Below are 15,857 nucleotides of genomic sequence, written 5' to 3'. Positions count from 1 at the left end.
ACGGCAGGATGGATGCCGTGACCACCCCCTCCGTGCTCTTCGTCTGCGTGCACAACGCGGGCCGCTCGCAGATGGCCGCGGGCTTCGTGCGGGCGCTCGCGGGCGACCGCATCGAGGTGCGCTCGGCAGGCTCGATGCCCGCCGAGCAGATCAACCCGATCGCCGTCGCCGCCATGGCGGAGGTCGGCATCGACATCACCGCCGAGCAGCCGAAGGTGCTCACGACCGAGGCCGTGCAGGCGTCGGATGCCGTGATCACGATGGGCTGCGGCGACGCGTGCCCGTTCTTCCCAGGCAAGCGCTACGAGGACTGGGGGCTCGAGGATCCCGCCGGCCAGGGCATCGAGGCGGTGCGGCCGATCCGCGACGACATCCGCGCCCGCGTCGAGGCGCTCGTCGCCGAGCTCGCGCCGCTCGGCTGACGCTGCGGGCGTCGCCCTCCTGGAGCACGCCACATCGGCCACGTGCGGACGAAGTCGCACGAGAACGCCGCATCTGCGGGATCCAATCCGCCTGGCGCGCGCAGTTGCGCGTCCTGAGGCATCCGAGTCCCCGCCCACGACGAACCCTCCAACGTCAAGGAGGGCGCCATGCTCGTCATCATCGGTCTGCTCGGTGGGTTCATCACCGGCATCTCGCCGTGCATCATCCCGGTGCTGCCGGTCATCCTCATGTCGGGCGGCATGCAGTCCGCTCGCGGCAGCGGCGCCAGCGGCGAGGAGCGCGGCGACGGCGCCGTCGCCACGAAGACCCGCGTCGCGGCGCCCACCGTCTCGCGCTGGCGGCCGTACCTCGTGATCCTCGGCATCGTCACGAGCTTCACGATCATGACGCTCGCGGCCAGCCTCATCCTCAACGCCCTGGGTCTCCCGCAGGACGTGCTGCGCTGGGCGGGCATCACGGTGCTCGTGCTCATCGGCGTCGGCCTCATGTTCCCGCAGGTCCAGCACCTGCTCGAGAAGCCGTTCGAGCGGCTGCCGAAGCCCAAGGGCACGTCGAAGATGCAGGGCTTCCCGCTCGGCCTCGCCCTCGGCGCCGTCTACGTGCCGTGCGCCGGCCCCGTGCTCGCCGCCATCACCGTCGCGGGCGCGACGGGCCAGATCGGCGCCGACACCGTCGTGCTCACGGTCTCGTTCGCGATCGGTGCCGCGCTGCCACTGCTGTTCTTCGCCCTCGCGGGCCGCAGGCTCGCCGAGCGCATCAGCGCCTTCCGCCGCCGCCAGAAGACCATCCGCATCGTCTCGGGCCTGCTCATGATCCTGCTCGCCGTCGGCCTCGTGTTCGACGTGCCCGCCCGGCTGCAGCAGCTCGTGCCCGACTACACGTCGGCGCTGCAGCAGCAGATCGCCGAGAACGACGAGGTGCAGGAGGCCATCGCCATCGGCGGCCTCGAGAACGACGAGAACCAGGACCTCGACCTCTGCGACCCCGGCGCCACCGAGCTGCAGGAGTGCGGCACCGCGCCGAGCATCCGCGGCATCGAGTCGTGGTTCAACACCGAGGGCGATCAGCCGATCGACCTCGCCGAGCTGCGCGGCCAGGTCGTGCTCGTGGACTTCTGGGCGTACTCGTGCATCAACTGCCAGCGCTCCGCGCCGCACATCAACGCCTGGTACGACGCGTACGCGGATGCGGGTCTGCAGGTGATCGGCGTGCACAGCCCCGAGTACGCGTTCGAGAAGGTGCGCGACAACGTCATCGACGGCGCCGCCCGCCTCGGCATCGAGTACCCGGTCGCGATCGACAACACGCTGTCGACGTGGACGAACTACCGCAACGCCTACTGGCCGGCCCGCTACCTCATCGACGCCGACGGCGTCGTGCGCAACGTGCACTTCGGCGAGGGGCAGTACGCGGAGGGCGAGCAGATGATCCGCGAGCTGCTCGAGCAGGCGAACCCGGGCGTCGACCTGCCCGCTGCCACCGAGACGGCCGACGAGACCGCGGCGAACCCCGACCGCACGCCCGAGACGTACCTCGGCTGGTCGAAGGTCGTGAACTTCGGTGGCGACGAGCGCTACGGCGCGAGCACGGAGTCGTTCTCGTACCCCGAGACGATCCCGCAGGACACGTTCGCGCTCGACGGCGACTGGCAGCTCGAGTCGCAGTACGTCACGCCGCGCGGCGACTCGGCGGAGATCACGCTCGAGTACTCGGCGCAGGTCGTGCAGATGGTGCTCGAGGGCGAGGGCACCGTCGTGGCCGAGGTCGACGGCGAACGCGTCGAGATCGACGTCAGCGGCACCCCGAACGCCTACGAGCTGCTGCGGGCCGATGCCAGCCAGGACGGCACGATCGTGGTGACCCTGCCGAGCGGCGTCAACGCGTACTCGTTCACCTTCGGGTGATCGTCGGGCGAGATGCGCCCACGAGCGGGCCGTCGCGTGCACATCGCACGCGGCGGCCGGCATCCGCGTGCAGGCTGCCCAGCCGCACCGAGCGGCGCCCACGCCCGCAACGCGTCGTGTTTCAGGCGCGTAAAAGTTTCACCGTTTTGTGAAACTTCTGAACGAAATGCTTGACCAGAGGTGAACGACAGGCGTTCACTGACTCTCCAACGGCCCTCGACGGTCAGCACGTCGTCGAGCGTCGCCGCATCCCCCGGCACCAGGAGAGACCCATGCGACGCACTCGACTCGCGCTCGTGGGGGCCATCGCGGCCTCCGCGCTCGCCATCACCGCCTGTTCGGGAGGTGGCGGCGACTCCGACGCCGCCGCCTCCGAGAACGCCATCAGCTACGGCACCACCGACCCGCAGCTGCTCATCCCCGGCCGCCAGTCGGTCGCGTTCGACTTCAACATGGCGGTGTGGTCGCCGCTCACGTTCCTCAACGACGACGGCTCGCTCGACTACATCGCCGCCGAGTCGGTGGAGACCGAGGACGCCGTCACGTGGACGATCACGCTGCGCGACGGCTGGACCTTCCACGACGGCACCCCCGTGACCGCGCAGTCCTACGTCGACTCGTGGAACGCCGTCGCCTACGGCCCCAACGCCATGGAGAACTCCGGCCAGCTCGCGAACGTCGTCGGCTACGGCGACCTCAACCCGGCGGAGGGCGAGCCCACCACCGACGAGATGTCGGGCCTCACGGTCGTCGACGACACGACCTTCACCGTCGAGCTCTCGGGCGCCGACGGTCAGTTCCCGCTGCAGGTGTCGCAGGCCATGACCGCCTTCTTCCCCATGCCGGAGTCGGCGTTCGACGACTTCGACGCCTACAACGTGCACCCCGCGGGCAACGGTCCGTTCGAGATCGTCGACGACTACGTCGAGAACGAGACGATCGTCGTCACCGCCTACGAGGACTTCCAGGGCGACGAGCCGACGATCGACCAGATCTCGTTCGTGCCCTACACCGACGAGGCCACGGCGTACACCGACGTGCTCGCCGGCAACCTCGACGTCAACGGCGTGCCCGCATCGCGCCTCACGCAGGCGGCGGGCGACTTCGGCGACCGCCTGTACTCGTTCGAGGCGCCCGGCATCTCGTTCCTCGGCCTGCCGCTGTGGGATGAGCGCTACCAGGACGTGCGCGTGCGCCAGGCGATCTCGATGGCCATCGACCGCGAGACCATCATCGACGTCGTCTACGGCGGCACCTACGAGCCGGCGACGGCGTGGACGCCCACGATCGAGCCCGGCACGCCCGAGGGCATCTGCGGCGAGTACTGCGAGTACGACCCCGAGGCCGCCGCGGCGCTGCTCGAGGAGGCCGGCGGCTTCGACGGCACGATGGAGATCTACTTCCCCGGCGGCGGCGGACTCGACCCGCTGTACGAGGCCATCGCCAACCAGCTGCGCCAGAACCTCGGCATCGAGGCGACGATCAACCCCTCGGCCGACTGGGCGGAGTTCCTCGCCACCCGCACCGCGGGCGACATCGACTCCCCGTACTTCAGCCGCTGGGGTGCGCTGTACCCGAGCCAGCAGGCGACGCTGCGCGTGTTCTTCATCCAGGGCGGCGGATGCGACAACTGCATCCCGTTCTACTCGGACGAGGTCGCGGCAGCCATGGCGACGGCCGACGCCGACCCGTCGGGCGACGGCACCGCGTACGCCGCGGTGCAGGAGCTCATCCAGGCCGAGTTCCCCGCCGTGCCGCTCTTCAACGAGACGTACTCGTACGTGACGAGCGAGCGCATCGCCGAGCTCGTCACCTCGCCCGTCGGCAACCCGACCCTGCGGGAGATCGTGCTCGCCGACTGATCACGAGCCCATCCCACCGGCGGGGCGACCTCACGAGGGTCGCCCCGCCGGCACCCCGCCCGGCAGGCCGCGCCGCCGAGCACCCGCAGCATCAGGAGAGACCTTCGTGACCGACACCGTCGCCACCACCCCCACGCCGGGCACTCTCGCCGACGCCATCGCGCGGGCGCAGCGTGTGCCCGAGACGCACGACTTCCCCACGGTCGACGCCCTGCTCGCCGGCTTCGCCGAGCTGGCCGCCGCGCATCCCGACCTGGTGCGCGAGCAGCGCATCGGCACCTCGCGCCTCGGCGAGCCCATCCACGCCTACGCGATCGGCTCGGGCGCCCGCGACGTCGTGCTCGTCGGCGGCGTGCACCCCAACGAGCCCATCGGCTTCCGCACCCTGCAGCACCTGGCCCGCGAGCTCGTCGCCGACGCCGACCTCCGCGCCGCCCACGACGCCACCTGGCACCTCGTGCCGTGCATCGACCCCGACGGCACGCGCCTCAACGAGGGCTGGTTCGCCGCCCCCTCCGACCGCGTCGCCTACTCGCGCCGCTTCTACCGCCCCGCGCCCGACGAGCAGGTGGAGTGGTCGTTCCCGTTCGCGCACAAGGACGCCTGGTTCGACCGCGTCATGCCCGAGACGCAGGCGCTCATGCGCCTCATCGACGCCACGACCCCCGAGCTCATGGTCGGCCTGCACAATGCCGAGCTCGGCGGCGTCTACTACTACGTCACCCGCGACCTCGACGGGATCGTGGATGCGCTGCACGCCATCCCCGCGGCGCTCGACCTCCCGCTGGATGCGGGCGAGCCCGAGTCGCCCGACCTCGAGCCGCTCGCGCAGGCCGTGTACCGCTCGCCGCTGTCGAGCGAGCACTACGACTACCTCGAGTCGCTGGGCCTCGACCCGTCGACCGAGGTCGGCGGCGGCGGCTCGGCCGACTACATCGCCAAGCACGGCACGTTCGGGCTCGTCGCCGAGCTGCCGTACTGGTCGCACGCAGACTCGACCGACACCTCCGGGTCCGGCCGGAAGTACCGCGACGTGATCGCCGAGAAGGCGGCCGCGCTCACCGAGCTCGGCGCCGTGCTGCAGGCGGCGCTCGACGCCGCCGAGCCCGACCTGCCCGTCGCGACGCCCTTCCTGCGCGCCTCCCGCGCGTTCGTGCCGGCCATGGCCCACATGGGCACGTCGGAGGCCGCGCGCCTCGACCGCATCGACCCCGATCGCGAGGCGACCGTCGCCGAGGTCTTCTCGAACGCCGACGTCGTGCGCATGTTCCAGCTGCGCTTCGGCGGCATCCTGCTGCGCGCGATCGACGCCGAGGTGCAGGCCGGCACGGCCCCGGCGGGCCTCCGCCGCGTGCGCGAGCGGCTCGGCGCCCAGTACGACGCGTGGTGCGCGGCGGCGGATGCGGTCGAGGGGCTCACGCCGCTGCCGATCGCGAACCTCGTGGGCGTGCAGGTGGCGTCGACGCTCGCGACGTCGTCGCTGCTGCTCGACGCGGCGCGCGCCGCCACCGCGAGCGCCGCATCCGACGACGTCGCCACGCTCGCCTCCGGGGTCACCGCATGAGCGGCACCGCCCGCGCGGTCGGCGCTCGCCTGCTCGAGCTCGCCATCGTGTTCGTCGGCGTGACGTTCATCATCTACGCGATGGTGTTCTCGCTGCCCGGCGACCCCGTCGCGGCGCTCGGCGGCGACCGCCCGCTGCCCGACAACGTCGTGGCGCAGATCCGCGCGCAGTACCACCTCGACGACCCGCTGTGGCTGCAGTACCTGCGCTACCTCGGCAACCTCTTCACGGGTGACCTCGGCACGACCTTCCAGGGCGCGTCGGTCGCGGCCCGCATGGAGGCGCGCTGGCCCGTCACCATCACCCTCGCGCTCACGGCGTGGGCGATCGAGGTCGTCGTGGGCGTCGTGCTCGGCCTCGTCGCCGGCCTGCGCAAGGGCTCGATGCTCGACCGCACCGTGCTCGTCGGCACGATCCTCGCCACGTCGATCCCCGTCTTCGTGGTCGGCTCGGCGGCGCAGCTCTTCTTCGGCCTGCGGCTCGGCTGGTTCCCCATCGCCGGCACGGGCGACGGCTGGCCGACGTCGTACATCCTCCCCGCCATCGTCATCGCGCTGTTCGGCCTCGCCGCCACCGCACGACTGACGCGCGGCTCGGTGATCGACACGATGCAGTCGGACTTCGTGCGCACGCTCGTCGCGAAGGGCCTGCGCCGCCGCGACATCGTGGGCGTGCACGTGCTGCGCAACTCCGTCGCACCCGTGCTCACGTTCCTCGCGATCGACCTGGGCTTCCTGCTCGGCGGCACCGTCGTCATCGAGGGCATCTTCAACCTGCCGGGCATCGGCCAGATGCTGTTCGAGGGCATCCGCACGCACGAGGGACCGACGGTCGTGGGCGTCTCGACGGCGCTGATCCTGATCTTCCTCGTGACGAGCCTCGTCGTCGACCTCATCAACTCCGCCCTCGACCCGAGGATCCGCGCATGACCGGCGCCGTCGCCCCCGTCGACCTCCCCACCACGACCATGGGCCAGCGCGGCGTCTGGGCGAGCCTGCGCAAGCGGCCCGTGTTCTGGATCTGCTCGGCCGTGCTCGCCGTGCTCGTCGTCATCGCGCTCGTGCCGCAGCTGTTCGCGGGTCTCTTCGGCCAGCCCGATCCCCGCGCGTGCATGCTCGTCGACTCGTCGCAGCCGCCGTCGACTCGCCATGTGTTCGGCACCGACCTGCAGGGCTGCGACATCTACGCCAACGTGATCTACGGCACGAGCACCTCGATCTTCATCGGCGTGCTCACGACGGTGCTGTGCCTCGCGATCGCCATCGTGCTCGGCACGTTCGCCGGCTACGTCGGCGGCGTGCTCGACCGCCTCATCTCGCGCCTCACCGACGTGTTCCTCGGCTTCCCGTTCCTGCTCGGCGCCATCGTCGTGCTGAACTCGGTCGGCGGCCGCTCCCCCGTCATGGTGGCGCTCGTGCTCGCGTTCTTCTCGTGGCCCACGATGGCGCGCCTCGTGCGCGGCGCCGTGCGCGGCGTCAAGGGCACCGAGTACGTGCAGGCGGCGCAGGCGATGGGCATCCCCGACTCCCGCATCTTGGCGCGCCACGTCGTGCCGAACTCCATCGGCCCGGTCATGGCGATCGCGGCGACGATGGTCGGCTCGGTCATCGTGGCCGAGTCGACGCTCACCTTCCTCGGCGTCGGCCTGCAGTCGCCCTCGATCTCGTGGGGCCTGCAGCTGTCGAACGCGCAGTCCTACTTCTCCTCCGCTCCCCACATGCTGCTCTTCCCGAGCCTCTTCCTCTCCGTCACGGTGCTCGCGCTCATCACGCTGGGCGACATCCTCCGCGACGCCCTCGACCCGAAGGGACGACGATGACCTCCACCGAGGACCTCACCACCGCACTCGACCAGCCCGTCGAGACGACCGCCGACCACACTCCGAAGGGCGCCGCCAAGGCGGCAGCGATGCGGGATGCGCTCGCCTACGTCGAGCGCTGGGTCGCGTTCCAGGGCGAGCTGCTGGGCACGCCCGGCATCCAGGTCGCCGTGCGCCACAAGGGCGAGCTGCTGCTCGACCTCGCGTGGGGCGTCGCCGACGTCGAGACGCAGGCGCCGCTCACGACCGACCACCTCTTCCGCATCGCATCGCACTCGAAGACGTTCACGGCCACCGCAGCGCTACAGCTCATCGAGGCCGGCGAGCTGCGCCTCGACGACACGATCGAGCAGTGGGTGCCTGCCCTCGCGGACTCGGGCGTCGCGACCGTGACGGTGCGCGAGCTGCTCGGTCACCAGGGCGGCATCATCCGCGACGGCTCCGACGCGAACTACTGGCAGCGCGGCGGCGGCACCTTCCCCGACCGCGACGCGATCATCGCCATGGCGAAGGCCGAGGGCGTCGTCTACGCGACGAACGAGCACTTCAAGTACTCGAACATCGGCTACTCGCTGCTGGGCCTCGTGCTCGAGGGCGCATCGGGCATGTCGTACGCCGAGCTCGTCGCCGAGCGCATCACCGGCCCGCTCGGCACGACCGCGATGGGCCCGGAGTGGCTCGCGGAGCGCGACGGCGAGTTCGCGAGTGGCCACACGGGCCGCACGCGCGTCGACGACGCCCGCCACCGCATCCGCCACGTCGACACCGCCGCCATGGCGCCTGCGACCGGCTGGTTCGCGACCGCCGCCGACCTCACCGTGTACGGCTCGGCGCACGCGTTCGGCAACGAGACGCTCGTGACCGATGCGTCGAAGCGCCTGCTGCAGCGGCCCGAGTCGCCCGTGACGCACGCGGGCGTCACGCGCCACTACGGCCTCGGCTTCGACGTCGAGACCATCGGCTCCCGTGCGGTCGTGGGCCACTCGGGCGGCTACCCGGGCCACATCACGCGCACGTGGATCGACCCGAAGGACGACCTCGTCGTCTCGGCCCTCACGAACGCGATCGACGGCCCCGCCGGCGTCATCGCGGGCGGCGTGCTCGCGATCATCGACCTCGCGCTCGCGCTCGCCGAGGAGGTCGAGGCGGATGCGTCGGTCGCCGTGCCCGCCGAGATCGCCGCCGAGCTCGAGGGTCGCTTCGCGAACCTGTGGAGCATCGAGGACGTCGTGCCTCTGGGCGGCCGCCTCGTCGTGCTGTACCCGAAGGCGCCCGAGCCCGCCGGCTTCGTCGTGCGCCTGCGCGTCACCGACACGGCCGACTCGCTCGCGACCGACGACGTCGCCGGCTTCTGGGCGACGGGCGAGCCCGCCGTCTTCGGCCGCGATGCCGACGGCGCCGTCGAGACGCTCACGACGAGCGGCATGACGAGCTGGCGCATCGACGCATGGCGCGCCGCGCTCGCGTCGGGCGACCTCGCCGCCGCCCTGCCTAGGGTGTCGCTGTGACCGACGACGCAGCCGCAGCCGCATCCGCCCCGTCCGCCTCGGCCGAGGCGTCGCTCGACCAGCGCGACCTCATGCCGACGGAGCTCGACGAGGCGACGCGCGCGTTCATCGAGGACTTCGCGTACGCGTGGGGCACCGCGGGCAACCCGCGCATGGACGGCCGCGTGCTGGGGCTGCTGCTCGTCGTCGACGCGCCGTACCTGTCGTCGGCGCGCATCGCCGACCTGCTGCGCGCCTCCGCAGGCGCGGTGTCGATGTCGACGCGGTCGCTCATGAACGTGGGATTCCTCAAGCCCGTGTCGCTGCCCGGCGACCGCAACCACTACTTCCGCGCCGAGGACGACGTGTGGGGCGGGTTCCTCGCCGGCGAGCGCGAGTACCTGCGGCGCATCGAGTCGACGATCGCGTACGGCCTCGACGTCGTGCCCGAGGGTGCGACGGGGCCGCGCACGCGCCTCGAGAACGCCCAGCGCTACATGTCGTGGCTTGCCGGGTACCACGCGAAGATGCTCGCCGACTGGCAGCGCTTCCGCGACGAGGTCGACGCCGAGGCGTCGCAGGAGGAGCAGAGATGAGCGAGCCGCTGCTGCAGGTCGACGACCTGCAGGTCGAGTTCCGCGTCGGCGCCGACGTCGTGCCCGCCGTGCGCGGGGCGTCGTTCACGCTGCACCGCGGCGAGGTGCTCGCGCTCGTCGGCGAGTCCGGCTCGGGCAAGAGCGTCTCGGCGCTGTCGCTCGTGGGACTGCTGCCCGACACCGCATCCGTCTCGGGCTCGGCCCGCCTCGACGGCGACGAGCTCATCGGCATGCCCGAGTCGCGCATGCGGCACGTGCGCGGCGACCGCATCGCCGTCGTCTTCCAGGACCCGACGAACGCCCTCGACCCCGTCTTCACGATCGGCTTCCAGATCGGCGAGATGCTGCGGCGTCACCGCCCGTCGATGTCGAAGGCCGAGCGGCACGAGCGCACCCTCGAGCTGCTGCGCATGGTCGAGCTGCCCGATCCCGAGCAGCGCATCCGCTCGTACCCGCACCAGCTGTCGGGCGGGCAGGCGCAGCGCGTGATGATCGCGATGGCGCTGTCGTGCGACCCCGAGCTGCTCATCGCCGACGAGCCCACGACCGCGCTCGACGTGACGGTGCAGCGCGAGGTGCTCGACGTCATGCGCCGCCTGCAGGAGCGCACGGGCACGTCGATCCTGCTCATCACGCACGACATGGGCGTCGTCGCCGACATGGCCGACCGCGTCGTCGTGCTGCGCCGCGGCCTCGTCGAGGAGACGGCCGAGGTGCAGGCGCTGTTCGACGCCCCGCAGGCCGACTACACGAAGCAGCTGCTCGCCGCCGTGCCGCAGCTCGGCTCGCCCGAGCGACCGGCGCCGGAGCCGTCGGAGCCGGTGCTGCGCGTGCAGGACCTCGTCGTGGAGTACAAGGTGCGCCGCGGCGTCGTGCGCGCCGTCGACGGCGTCTCGCTCGAGATCGGCGAAAGCGAGATGCTCGCGCTCGTCGGCGAGTCGGGCTCGGGCAAGTCGACGATCGGCAAGAGCATCCTGGGCCTCGCGCCGCTGACGGAGGGCTCGGTCACCATCGCGGGCCTCGACATCGCGTCGGCGTCGCGACGGCAGGTGCGCGAGGTGAAGCGGTCGATCGGCGTCGTCTTCCAGAATCCGACGGCCGCGCTGAACCCGCGCGCGACGATCGGCGACTCCATCGGCGAGCCGCTCGCCGTGCACGAGCGGATGCGCGGCGCCGCCCTGACGGCGCGCGTCGGCGAGCTGCTCGAGCGCGTCGAGCTGCCCGCATCCTGGGCCGCCCGCTACCCGCACGAGCTCTCGGGCGGCCAGCGCCAGCGCGTCGCGATCGCCCGCGCGCTCGCACTGAAGCCGACGCTGCTGATCGCCGACGAGCCGACCAGCGCCCTCGACGTGTCGGTGCAGGCGACGGTGCTCGAGCTGCTGCGCGAGCTGCAGCGCGACCTGCGCTTCGCGTGCCTCTTCGTGAGCCACGACCTCGCGGTCGTCGACGCCCTCTGCGACCGCGTCGCCGTCATGCACCGCGGCGCGATCGTCGAGCTCGGCTCGCGTCGCTCGGTGCTCATGGCGCCCGAGCACGAGTACACGCAGCGCCTGCTCGAGGCGGCGCCGCTGCCCGACCCGCGCGCGCAGCGGGCGCGCCGGGCGGCGTAGGGGCTCGTCGCTCGCACGCGACGCGCGTGAGCGGGCCGTCGAGGGTGCATCCCACTCGAGGTGCCGCTCACGCTCATCCGGTGCGGTCGGCTCGGCTGCAGAGGATGGCTGGCACGGAGTGACGCTGAGCGGTGCGCCGAGGGCGATCTTCCCTCGGCGACCCGCTCAGCGTCACGTCGTGCCCGTCAGTCCTTCGCGGCCGCCGCGAGGCGCGCGAGGCCGCGCTCGAAGTCGCCGCCGATGAGCTTGTCCATCGACATGAAGCGGAAGAAGAGGGCCGCGAATCCCTTGTGCTCGCCCGTCATCTGCCAGGTCACCTCGGTGCCGCCGGCGACGGGCTTGAGGATGAACGCGGTCGGGTTGGAGGCCTTGAACGGCTTCTCGAAGTCGACGACGAGGTCGACGCGCTCGGGCGCCGAGCCCGTGATGCGCATCGTGCCCGTGCCGGCCTTGCGGTTGCCCGACCAGGCGTAGCGCGCGCCGACGCCCTTGTCGGCGCCCTCGTAGGAGCGGGACATGCCGGGGTCGACGTCCTCCCACGGTGACCACGCGGTCCACTCGTGGAAGTCGTCGATCAGCGCGTGGATCGTCGCCTGCTCGGCGGGGATGACGGCCGTCCTGTGCACCTCGTACGCGCTCATGCGCCGATCATGGCACCGCGCATGCCCCGTCGCGAGGGGCGGGTCACCCCGACGGGATCGGACGGGCGCATGTCAACGGCCTCGTGCCGCCGCCGGGCGGCGGCGTACGGTCCGGACACCAGCGAACGCATCCGATGGAGGGGGCAGCGATGAGCGACCAGCAGCAGCACGACGCGCGCGACGAGGAGGGCACGCCGAAGCCCGGCGGCGTCGGCGAAGACGGCACGATCCCGAACGCCCCCGACGGCATCGCCGTGGGGCACACGGGCGAGCAGTCGACGTTCGAGCCCGAGGAGGACGAGCAGGCGCCGGGCGACTGAGCCGACGGCGCCGGCCGGCAGCCGTCGGCCGACGCCGAGCCCGGGACCGCGGTGCCAGGCGAGGTCCTACCGGAGGCTGACGCGTCGCGCGCGCTCGGCTGCGAGCGTTGGAGCATGGCCGAGCGCACCCGCATCCTCACGTCCGCCGCATCCATCGCCTCGTCGGGTGCGTTCACGCTGATCCCGATCGGTCGGCTGCCGCGCGGCGCGCGCTGGGGCATCGGCGTGGGCCTGTCGTTCGTGCCCGCCGCCGTGGCGGCGTCGCTCGCGCATCGACGGATGCGCGAGCGAGTCGCGTCGGAGCGGATCCCGACCACGGCCGGCGTCGGCGTCGCCGTCGGCGCGGTCTCGTTGGGCGCATGGGAGGCGAGCGCGCGCGTCGACCGTGCCGTCGACGAGGCGCTCGTGCGACGCGGCGTGCGTCGGCCGCGCGTCGTCATGGCCATCGGAGCGGCCGCGATCGCGGGCGCGATCGAGCTGCTCGACGTGGTCGCCTCGCGGCGAGCCGAGGGCTGACGCGCGCGAGATCTCGAGGGCCCGAGCCGGGCGAGCCGCGGGCGGATCGATGGGCGACGACCGACCGGGTCGTCGCCCTTCGTCGTGCTGCCGCCCGTGCCACCGAGGCTTGCGTGAACCCCCTCCCTCATGTGACGATGGAATCGTTTCCGTCATGGAAACGTTTCCACGCAACGAGGCAGGAGCAACGATGGCGACCATCAAGGACGTCGCGGCGCGAGCCGGTGTCGGACTCGGCACCGCATCGCGCGTGCTGAACGGCAGCACGCAGACCTCCCCCTCGTCGCGCGAGCGCGTGCTCGCCGCCGCCGCCGAGCTCGGCTACGTCGCCCACGGCCCCGCCCGCGCCCTGCGCCGTACCCGCACCGACGCGCTCGGCCTGCTCGTCAGCGACATCCGCAACCCCTTCTTCTCCGAGCTCGCGCACGCCGCCGAGCAGGAGGCCCGCGCCCATGGCTACGCCGTGCTGCTCGCCAACGCCAACGAGGACGAGCGCCAGGCCGACGACGTGCTGCGCACCTTCGCGTCGCAGCGCATCGACGGCCTCATGCTGTCGCCGCAGGGCCCCGCGACGCCGCAGCTCGCGTCGCTCGTCGAGCGCGACGTGCCGATCGTGCTGCTCAACCGCCGCATCGAGGGCGTCGACCTGCCGTTCTTCGGCACCGACAACGAGCAGGGCGTCGGCCTCGTGCTCGACCACCTGCAGCGCCGCGGCCACCGCGACGTCGCCTACGTGGGCGGCACGCCCACGATGTCGACGGGCGTCGAGCGCGCCCGCGCCTACCTCGGCGGTCGCGCCGCCCACGGCATCTCGACCGACGACGCGCTCGTCGAGGCCGGCGACTTCCAGACCGAGGGAGCGGCGGCGGCGATGCTGCGCATCCTCGACCGGGGCGTGCATCCCAGCGCCGTCTTCGGCGCCAACGGCGCCACGACCGTCGGCGTGCTGCGCGCGCTGCGCGAGCGCCTCGGGGCGGATGCCGCGGCCGCGATCGAGGTCGTGTCGTTCGACGACTTCGACTGGTTCGCCTACGCCTCCCCCGCCATCACCGCCGTGCGCAACGACGCCTCCGCCATCGGCCGCGCCGCCGTGCAGGGCGTGCTCGCGCTGCTGCGCGGCGAGCCGGCCGAGTCGGTGCGCGTCGCCACCACGCTCGTCGACCGCTCCGGCCACTGACCCCACGAACACCCCCTCGCGAAGGAGACCCATGCGCATCGCCCTCGGCGCCGACCACGCCGGCTACCCGCTCAAGGACGCCGTCCGCACCGCCATCGAGGCCCTCGGCCACGAGGTCGTCGACTGCGGCACGCACTCGACCGACCCCGTCGACTTCCCCGACATCACCCAGGCCACATGCGCGCCCGTCACGGCAGGCGACGCAGACCGCGCCATCCTCGTGTGCGGCACCGGCCAGGGCGCCATCATGGCCGCCAACAAGCTGCCGGGCATCCGCTGCGGCCTCGCCCACGAGCCGTACTCGGCGCACCAGGCCGTCGAGCACGACGACGCCAACGTCATCGCCATGGGCGCCTGGCTCGTGCCGCACGCGCTCGTGCCGTCGATCGTGCAGGAGTTCCTCGACGCCACGTTCGACGACGACGCCGACACCCACCGCCGCGTCGACAAGCTCAACGCGCTCGACCACCTCGTCCCGGCCACCACCGACTGACCCGAACGGCCGCATCCGCGACCGGATCGAAGGAGATCCGCATGTCCAGCACCACCGCCCCCACCGACCGCAGGAGCCCGCTCGGCTCGAAGGACCGCGTCAAGACCGCCATCGCCGCCGGCGTCGGCACGAGCGTCGAGAACTACGACTTCGTCTCGTACGGCACCGCCGCAGCGCTGTACTTCGGCGTCGTGTTCTTCCCCGCCGACGACCCGCTCGTGCGCAACCTGCTCGCGTTCTCGACGCTCGCCGTCGGCTTCCTCATGCGTCCGCTCGGCGGCGCGATCGGCGGCTACCTCGCCGACCGCCACGGCAGGAAGCCCGTGCTCGTCGCCGCCATGATCGTCATGGGCGGCGCGACGTTCGTCATCGGCCTGCTGCCGACGTTCGACCAGATCGGCATCGCCGCGCCCATCATCCTCACCGTCATCCGCATGGTGCAGGGGCTCGCGTTCGGCGCCGAATGGGGCGGCGCGATCACGATGGCGTACGAGCACGCGCCGTGGCACCGGAGGGGGATGTTCGCCGCGATCCCGCAGTCGGGCAACCCGCTGGGCATCGCCCTCGCGACCGCGATGTTCGCCTGGTCGTCGACGCTCGAGGGCGACTGGCAGTGGCGCACGCCCTTCCTGTTCTCGTCGGTGCTCGTCATCGTCGCGCTCGTCGTGCGCTCGAAGCTGTCGGAGTCGCCGGAGTTCCAGGAGGCGCAGGCCACGGGCAAGACCGTGAAGAACCCGCTGCTCACGACGCTGCGCGAGGACTGGCGCTCGATCCTGCGCGTCATCGCGCTGCGCGTCGTCGAGTCGTTCGCCTACTACTCGACCGCGACGTACCTGCTGAACTACATCGCCGAGCGCAACCCCGAGCTGCGGCCCATCGCCCTCGGTGCCATCACCGTCGCGAGCGTCATCGCCATCGGCATGACGTTCGTCATGGGATCGCTCACCGACAGGATCGGCCGCAGGCCCATCTACATCGGGGCGTCGATCGCCGTCATCCTCTTCGCGTTCCCGCTGTACCTGCTCACGAACGACGGGATCCCGGCGCTCGTCGTCGCGACGTTCATCATCGGCATCGGCGTCATCCACGCCTCGCTGACGGGCGTGCAGGGCTCGCTGCTCACCGAGCAGTTCCAGACCGCGACGCGCACGTCGGGCGCCTCGCTCGGCTACCAGCTGGCCGCGGCGATCGGCGGCTTCGCGCCGCTGCTCGCGACGGCGCTCGTAGGCGTCTTCGGCTGGCCGGGCGCGTCGATCCTCTACATGCTCGCGGGCGTCATCGGCCTCGTCGGCATCCTCGTGACGCGCGAGACGTTCGGCCGCGCCGAGCGCGCCCGCGTGCAGACGCTGGTGGATGCGGCGCGCTAGCCCGTCCGAAGGATCCTGACTGGTCGCAGTTACACCACACTGGTCGCAGCTTCGGTG

15 protein-coding genes are annotated in these 15,857 nt (G+C 71.8%); 14 read left to right on the top strand and 1 reads right to left on the bottom strand.

Features of this window, described 5'->3' with window-relative positions; genetic code table 11:
• The first annotated feature begins 8 nt into the window (after window positions 1-8).
• The 9 genes from BLQ67_RS08425 (at window position 9) to BLQ67_RS08385 (ending at window position 11,286) form a co-directional block, all read left to right on the top strand.
• Window positions 9-422, top strand: coding sequence for an arsenate reductase ArsC (locus BLQ67_RS08425; protein ID WP_092504177.1), 414 nt, complete (start codon window positions 9-11; stop codon window positions 420-422).
• 168 nt (window positions 423-590) lie between these two features.
• Window positions 591-2,348: a cytochrome c biogenesis protein DipZ gene (locus BLQ67_RS08420; protein ID WP_092504175.1), complete on the top strand. Its 1,758-nt coding sequence runs from the start codon at window positions 591-593 to the stop codon at window positions 2,346-2,348.
• 272 nt (window positions 2,349-2,620) lie between these two features.
• Window positions 2,621-4,210: a peptide ABC transporter substrate-binding protein gene (locus BLQ67_RS08415; RefSeq protein ID WP_092504173.1), complete on the top strand. Its 1,590-nt coding sequence runs from the start codon at window positions 2,621-2,623 to the stop codon at window positions 4,208-4,210.
• 106 nt (window positions 4,211-4,316) lie between these two features.
• The gene (locus BLQ67_RS08410; RefSeq protein ID WP_092504171.1) at window positions 4,317-5,774 is read left to right on the top strand and encodes a M14 family zinc carboxypeptidase; all 1,458 of its coding nucleotides are present in this window, start codon (window positions 4,317-4,319) and stop codon (window positions 5,772-5,774) included.
• A complete protein-coding gene (locus tag BLQ67_RS08405; protein WP_092504169.1) occupies window positions 5,771-6,703 on the top strand; it encodes an ABC transporter permease in 933 nt (310 codons plus the stop codon). Before BLQ67_RS08410 ends, BLQ67_RS08405 begins: the two co-directional genes overlap by 4 nt.
• Window positions 6,700-7,593 (top strand): ABC transporter permease, encoded by an 894-nt coding sequence (locus BLQ67_RS08400; protein WP_092504167.1) that lies wholly within the window; start codon window positions 6,700-6,702, stop codon window positions 7,591-7,593. The genes BLQ67_RS08405 and BLQ67_RS08400 overlap by 4 nt, the downstream gene beginning before the upstream one ends.
• A complete protein-coding gene (locus tag BLQ67_RS08395; protein WP_197674583.1) occupies window positions 7,590-9,101 on the top strand; it encodes a serine hydrolase domain-containing protein in 1,512 nt (503 codons plus the stop codon). The genes BLQ67_RS08400 and BLQ67_RS08395 overlap by 4 nt, the downstream gene beginning before the upstream one ends.
• Window positions 9,098-9,676: a GbsR/MarR family transcriptional regulator gene (locus tag BLQ67_RS08390; RefSeq protein WP_092504165.1), complete on the top strand. Its 579-nt coding sequence runs from the start codon at window positions 9,098-9,100 to the stop codon at window positions 9,674-9,676. The genes BLQ67_RS08395 and BLQ67_RS08390 overlap by 4 nt, the downstream gene beginning before the upstream one ends.
• Window positions 9,673-11,286, top strand: a complete 1,614-nt coding sequence (locus BLQ67_RS08385) for an ABC transporter ATP-binding protein (protein WP_157674733.1) — start codon at window positions 9,673-9,675, stop codon at window positions 11,284-11,286. The genes BLQ67_RS08390 and BLQ67_RS08385 overlap by 4 nt, the downstream gene beginning before the upstream one ends.
• A gap of 185 nt (window positions 11,287-11,471) precedes the next feature.
• On the opposite strand, the gene BLQ67_RS08380 is transcribed toward BLQ67_RS08385, so the two are convergent.
• Window positions 11,472-11,927, bottom strand: coding sequence for an SRPBCC family protein (locus BLQ67_RS08380; protein WP_092504163.1), 456 nt, complete (start codon window positions 11,925-11,927; stop codon window positions 11,472-11,474).
• Window positions 11,928-12,076: 149 nt separating this feature from the next.
• On the opposite strand from BLQ67_RS08380, the gene BLQ67_RS16600 reads away from it, so the two are divergent.
• The 5 genes from BLQ67_RS16600 to BLQ67_RS08355 all read left to right on the top strand — a co-directional run bounded on the left by BLQ67_RS16600 (window position 12,077) and on the right by BLQ67_RS08355 (window position 15,800).
• Window positions 12,077-12,247 (top strand): hypothetical protein, encoded by a 171-nt coding sequence (locus tag BLQ67_RS16600; RefSeq protein WP_172802279.1) that lies wholly within the window; start codon window positions 12,077-12,079, stop codon window positions 12,245-12,247.
• Between the two features lie 114 nt (window positions 12,248-12,361).
• Window positions 12,362-12,763, top strand: a complete 402-nt coding sequence (locus BLQ67_RS08370; RefSeq protein ID WP_092504159.1) for a hypothetical protein — start codon at window positions 12,362-12,364, stop codon at window positions 12,761-12,763.
• Window positions 12,764-12,953: 190 nt separating this feature from the next.
• Window positions 12,954-13,940, top strand: coding sequence for a LacI family DNA-binding transcriptional regulator (locus tag BLQ67_RS08365; RefSeq protein WP_092504157.1), 987 nt, complete (start codon window positions 12,954-12,956; stop codon window positions 13,938-13,940).
• 31 nt (window positions 13,941-13,971) lie between these two features.
• Window positions 13,972-14,433 carry an RpiB/LacA/LacB family sugar-phosphate isomerase gene (locus tag BLQ67_RS08360; RefSeq protein WP_092504155.1) on the top strand — a complete coding sequence of 154 codons (462 nt, stop codon included), beginning with the start codon at window positions 13,972-13,974 and terminating at the stop codon, window positions 14,431-14,433.
• A gap of 41 nt (window positions 14,434-14,474) precedes the next feature.
• On the top strand, window positions 14,475-15,800 hold the full coding sequence (locus tag BLQ67_RS08355; protein ID WP_092504153.1) for an MFS transporter: 1,326 nt from the start codon (window positions 14,475-14,477) through the stop codon (window positions 15,798-15,800).
• Window positions 15,801-15,857 lie beyond the last annotated feature (57 nt).

Origin of the sequence: Agrococcus jejuensis, assembly GCF_900099705.1 — a bacterium.
GTDB classification, from domain to species: domain Bacteria; phylum Actinomycetota; class Actinomycetes; order Actinomycetales; family Microbacteriaceae; genus Agrococcus; species Agrococcus jejuensis.
This window is presented reverse-complemented; position numbering and strand designations above follow the sequence as displayed.

Bases quoted from the DNA above. Each gene is read 5' to 3' on its own strand.
- BLQ67_RS08405 (WP_092504169.1), top strand. From the start codon at position 5,771: ATGAGCGGCACCGCCCGCGCGGTCGGCGCTCGCCTGCTCGAGCTCGCC.
- BLQ67_RS08385 (WP_157674733.1), top strand. From the start codon at position 9,673: ATGAGCGAGCCGCTGCTGCAGGTCGACGACCTGCAGGTCGAGTTCCGC.
- BLQ67_RS08365 (WP_092504157.1), top strand. From the start codon at position 12,954: ATGGCGACCATCAAGGACGTCGCGGCGCGAGCCGGTGTCGGACTCGGC.
- BLQ67_RS08370 (WP_092504159.1), top strand. From the start codon at position 12,362: ATGGCCGAGCGCACCCGCATCCTCACGTCCGCCGCATCCATCGCCTCG.
- BLQ67_RS08400 (WP_092504167.1), top strand. From the start codon at position 6,700: ATGACCGGCGCCGTCGCCCCCGTCGACCTCCCCACCACGACCATGGGC.
- BLQ67_RS08415 (WP_092504173.1), top strand. From the start codon at position 2,621: ATGCGACGCACTCGACTCGCGCTCGTGGGGGCCATCGCGGCCTCCGCG.
- BLQ67_RS16600 (WP_172802279.1), top strand. From the start codon at position 12,077: ATGAGCGACCAGCAGCAGCACGACGCGCGCGACGAGGAGGGCACGCCG.
- BLQ67_RS08360 (WP_092504155.1), top strand. From the start codon at position 13,972: ATGCGCATCGCCCTCGGCGCCGACCACGCCGGCTACCCGCTCAAGGAC.
- BLQ67_RS08380 (WP_092504163.1), bottom strand. From the start codon at position 11,927: ATGAGCGCGTACGAGGTGCACAGGACGGCCGTCATCCCCGCCGAGCAG.
- BLQ67_RS08420 (WP_092504175.1), top strand. From the start codon at position 591: ATGCTCGTCATCATCGGTCTGCTCGGTGGGTTCATCACCGGCATCTCG.
- BLQ67_RS08395 (WP_197674583.1), top strand. From the start codon at position 7,590: ATGACCTCCACCGAGGACCTCACCACCGCACTCGACCAGCCCGTCGAG.
- BLQ67_RS08355 (WP_092504153.1), top strand. From the start codon at position 14,475: ATGTCCAGCACCACCGCCCCCACCGACCGCAGGAGCCCGCTCGGCTCG.
- BLQ67_RS08425 (WP_092504177.1), top strand. From the start codon at position 9: ATGGATGCCGTGACCACCCCCTCCGTGCTCTTCGTCTGCGTGCACAAC.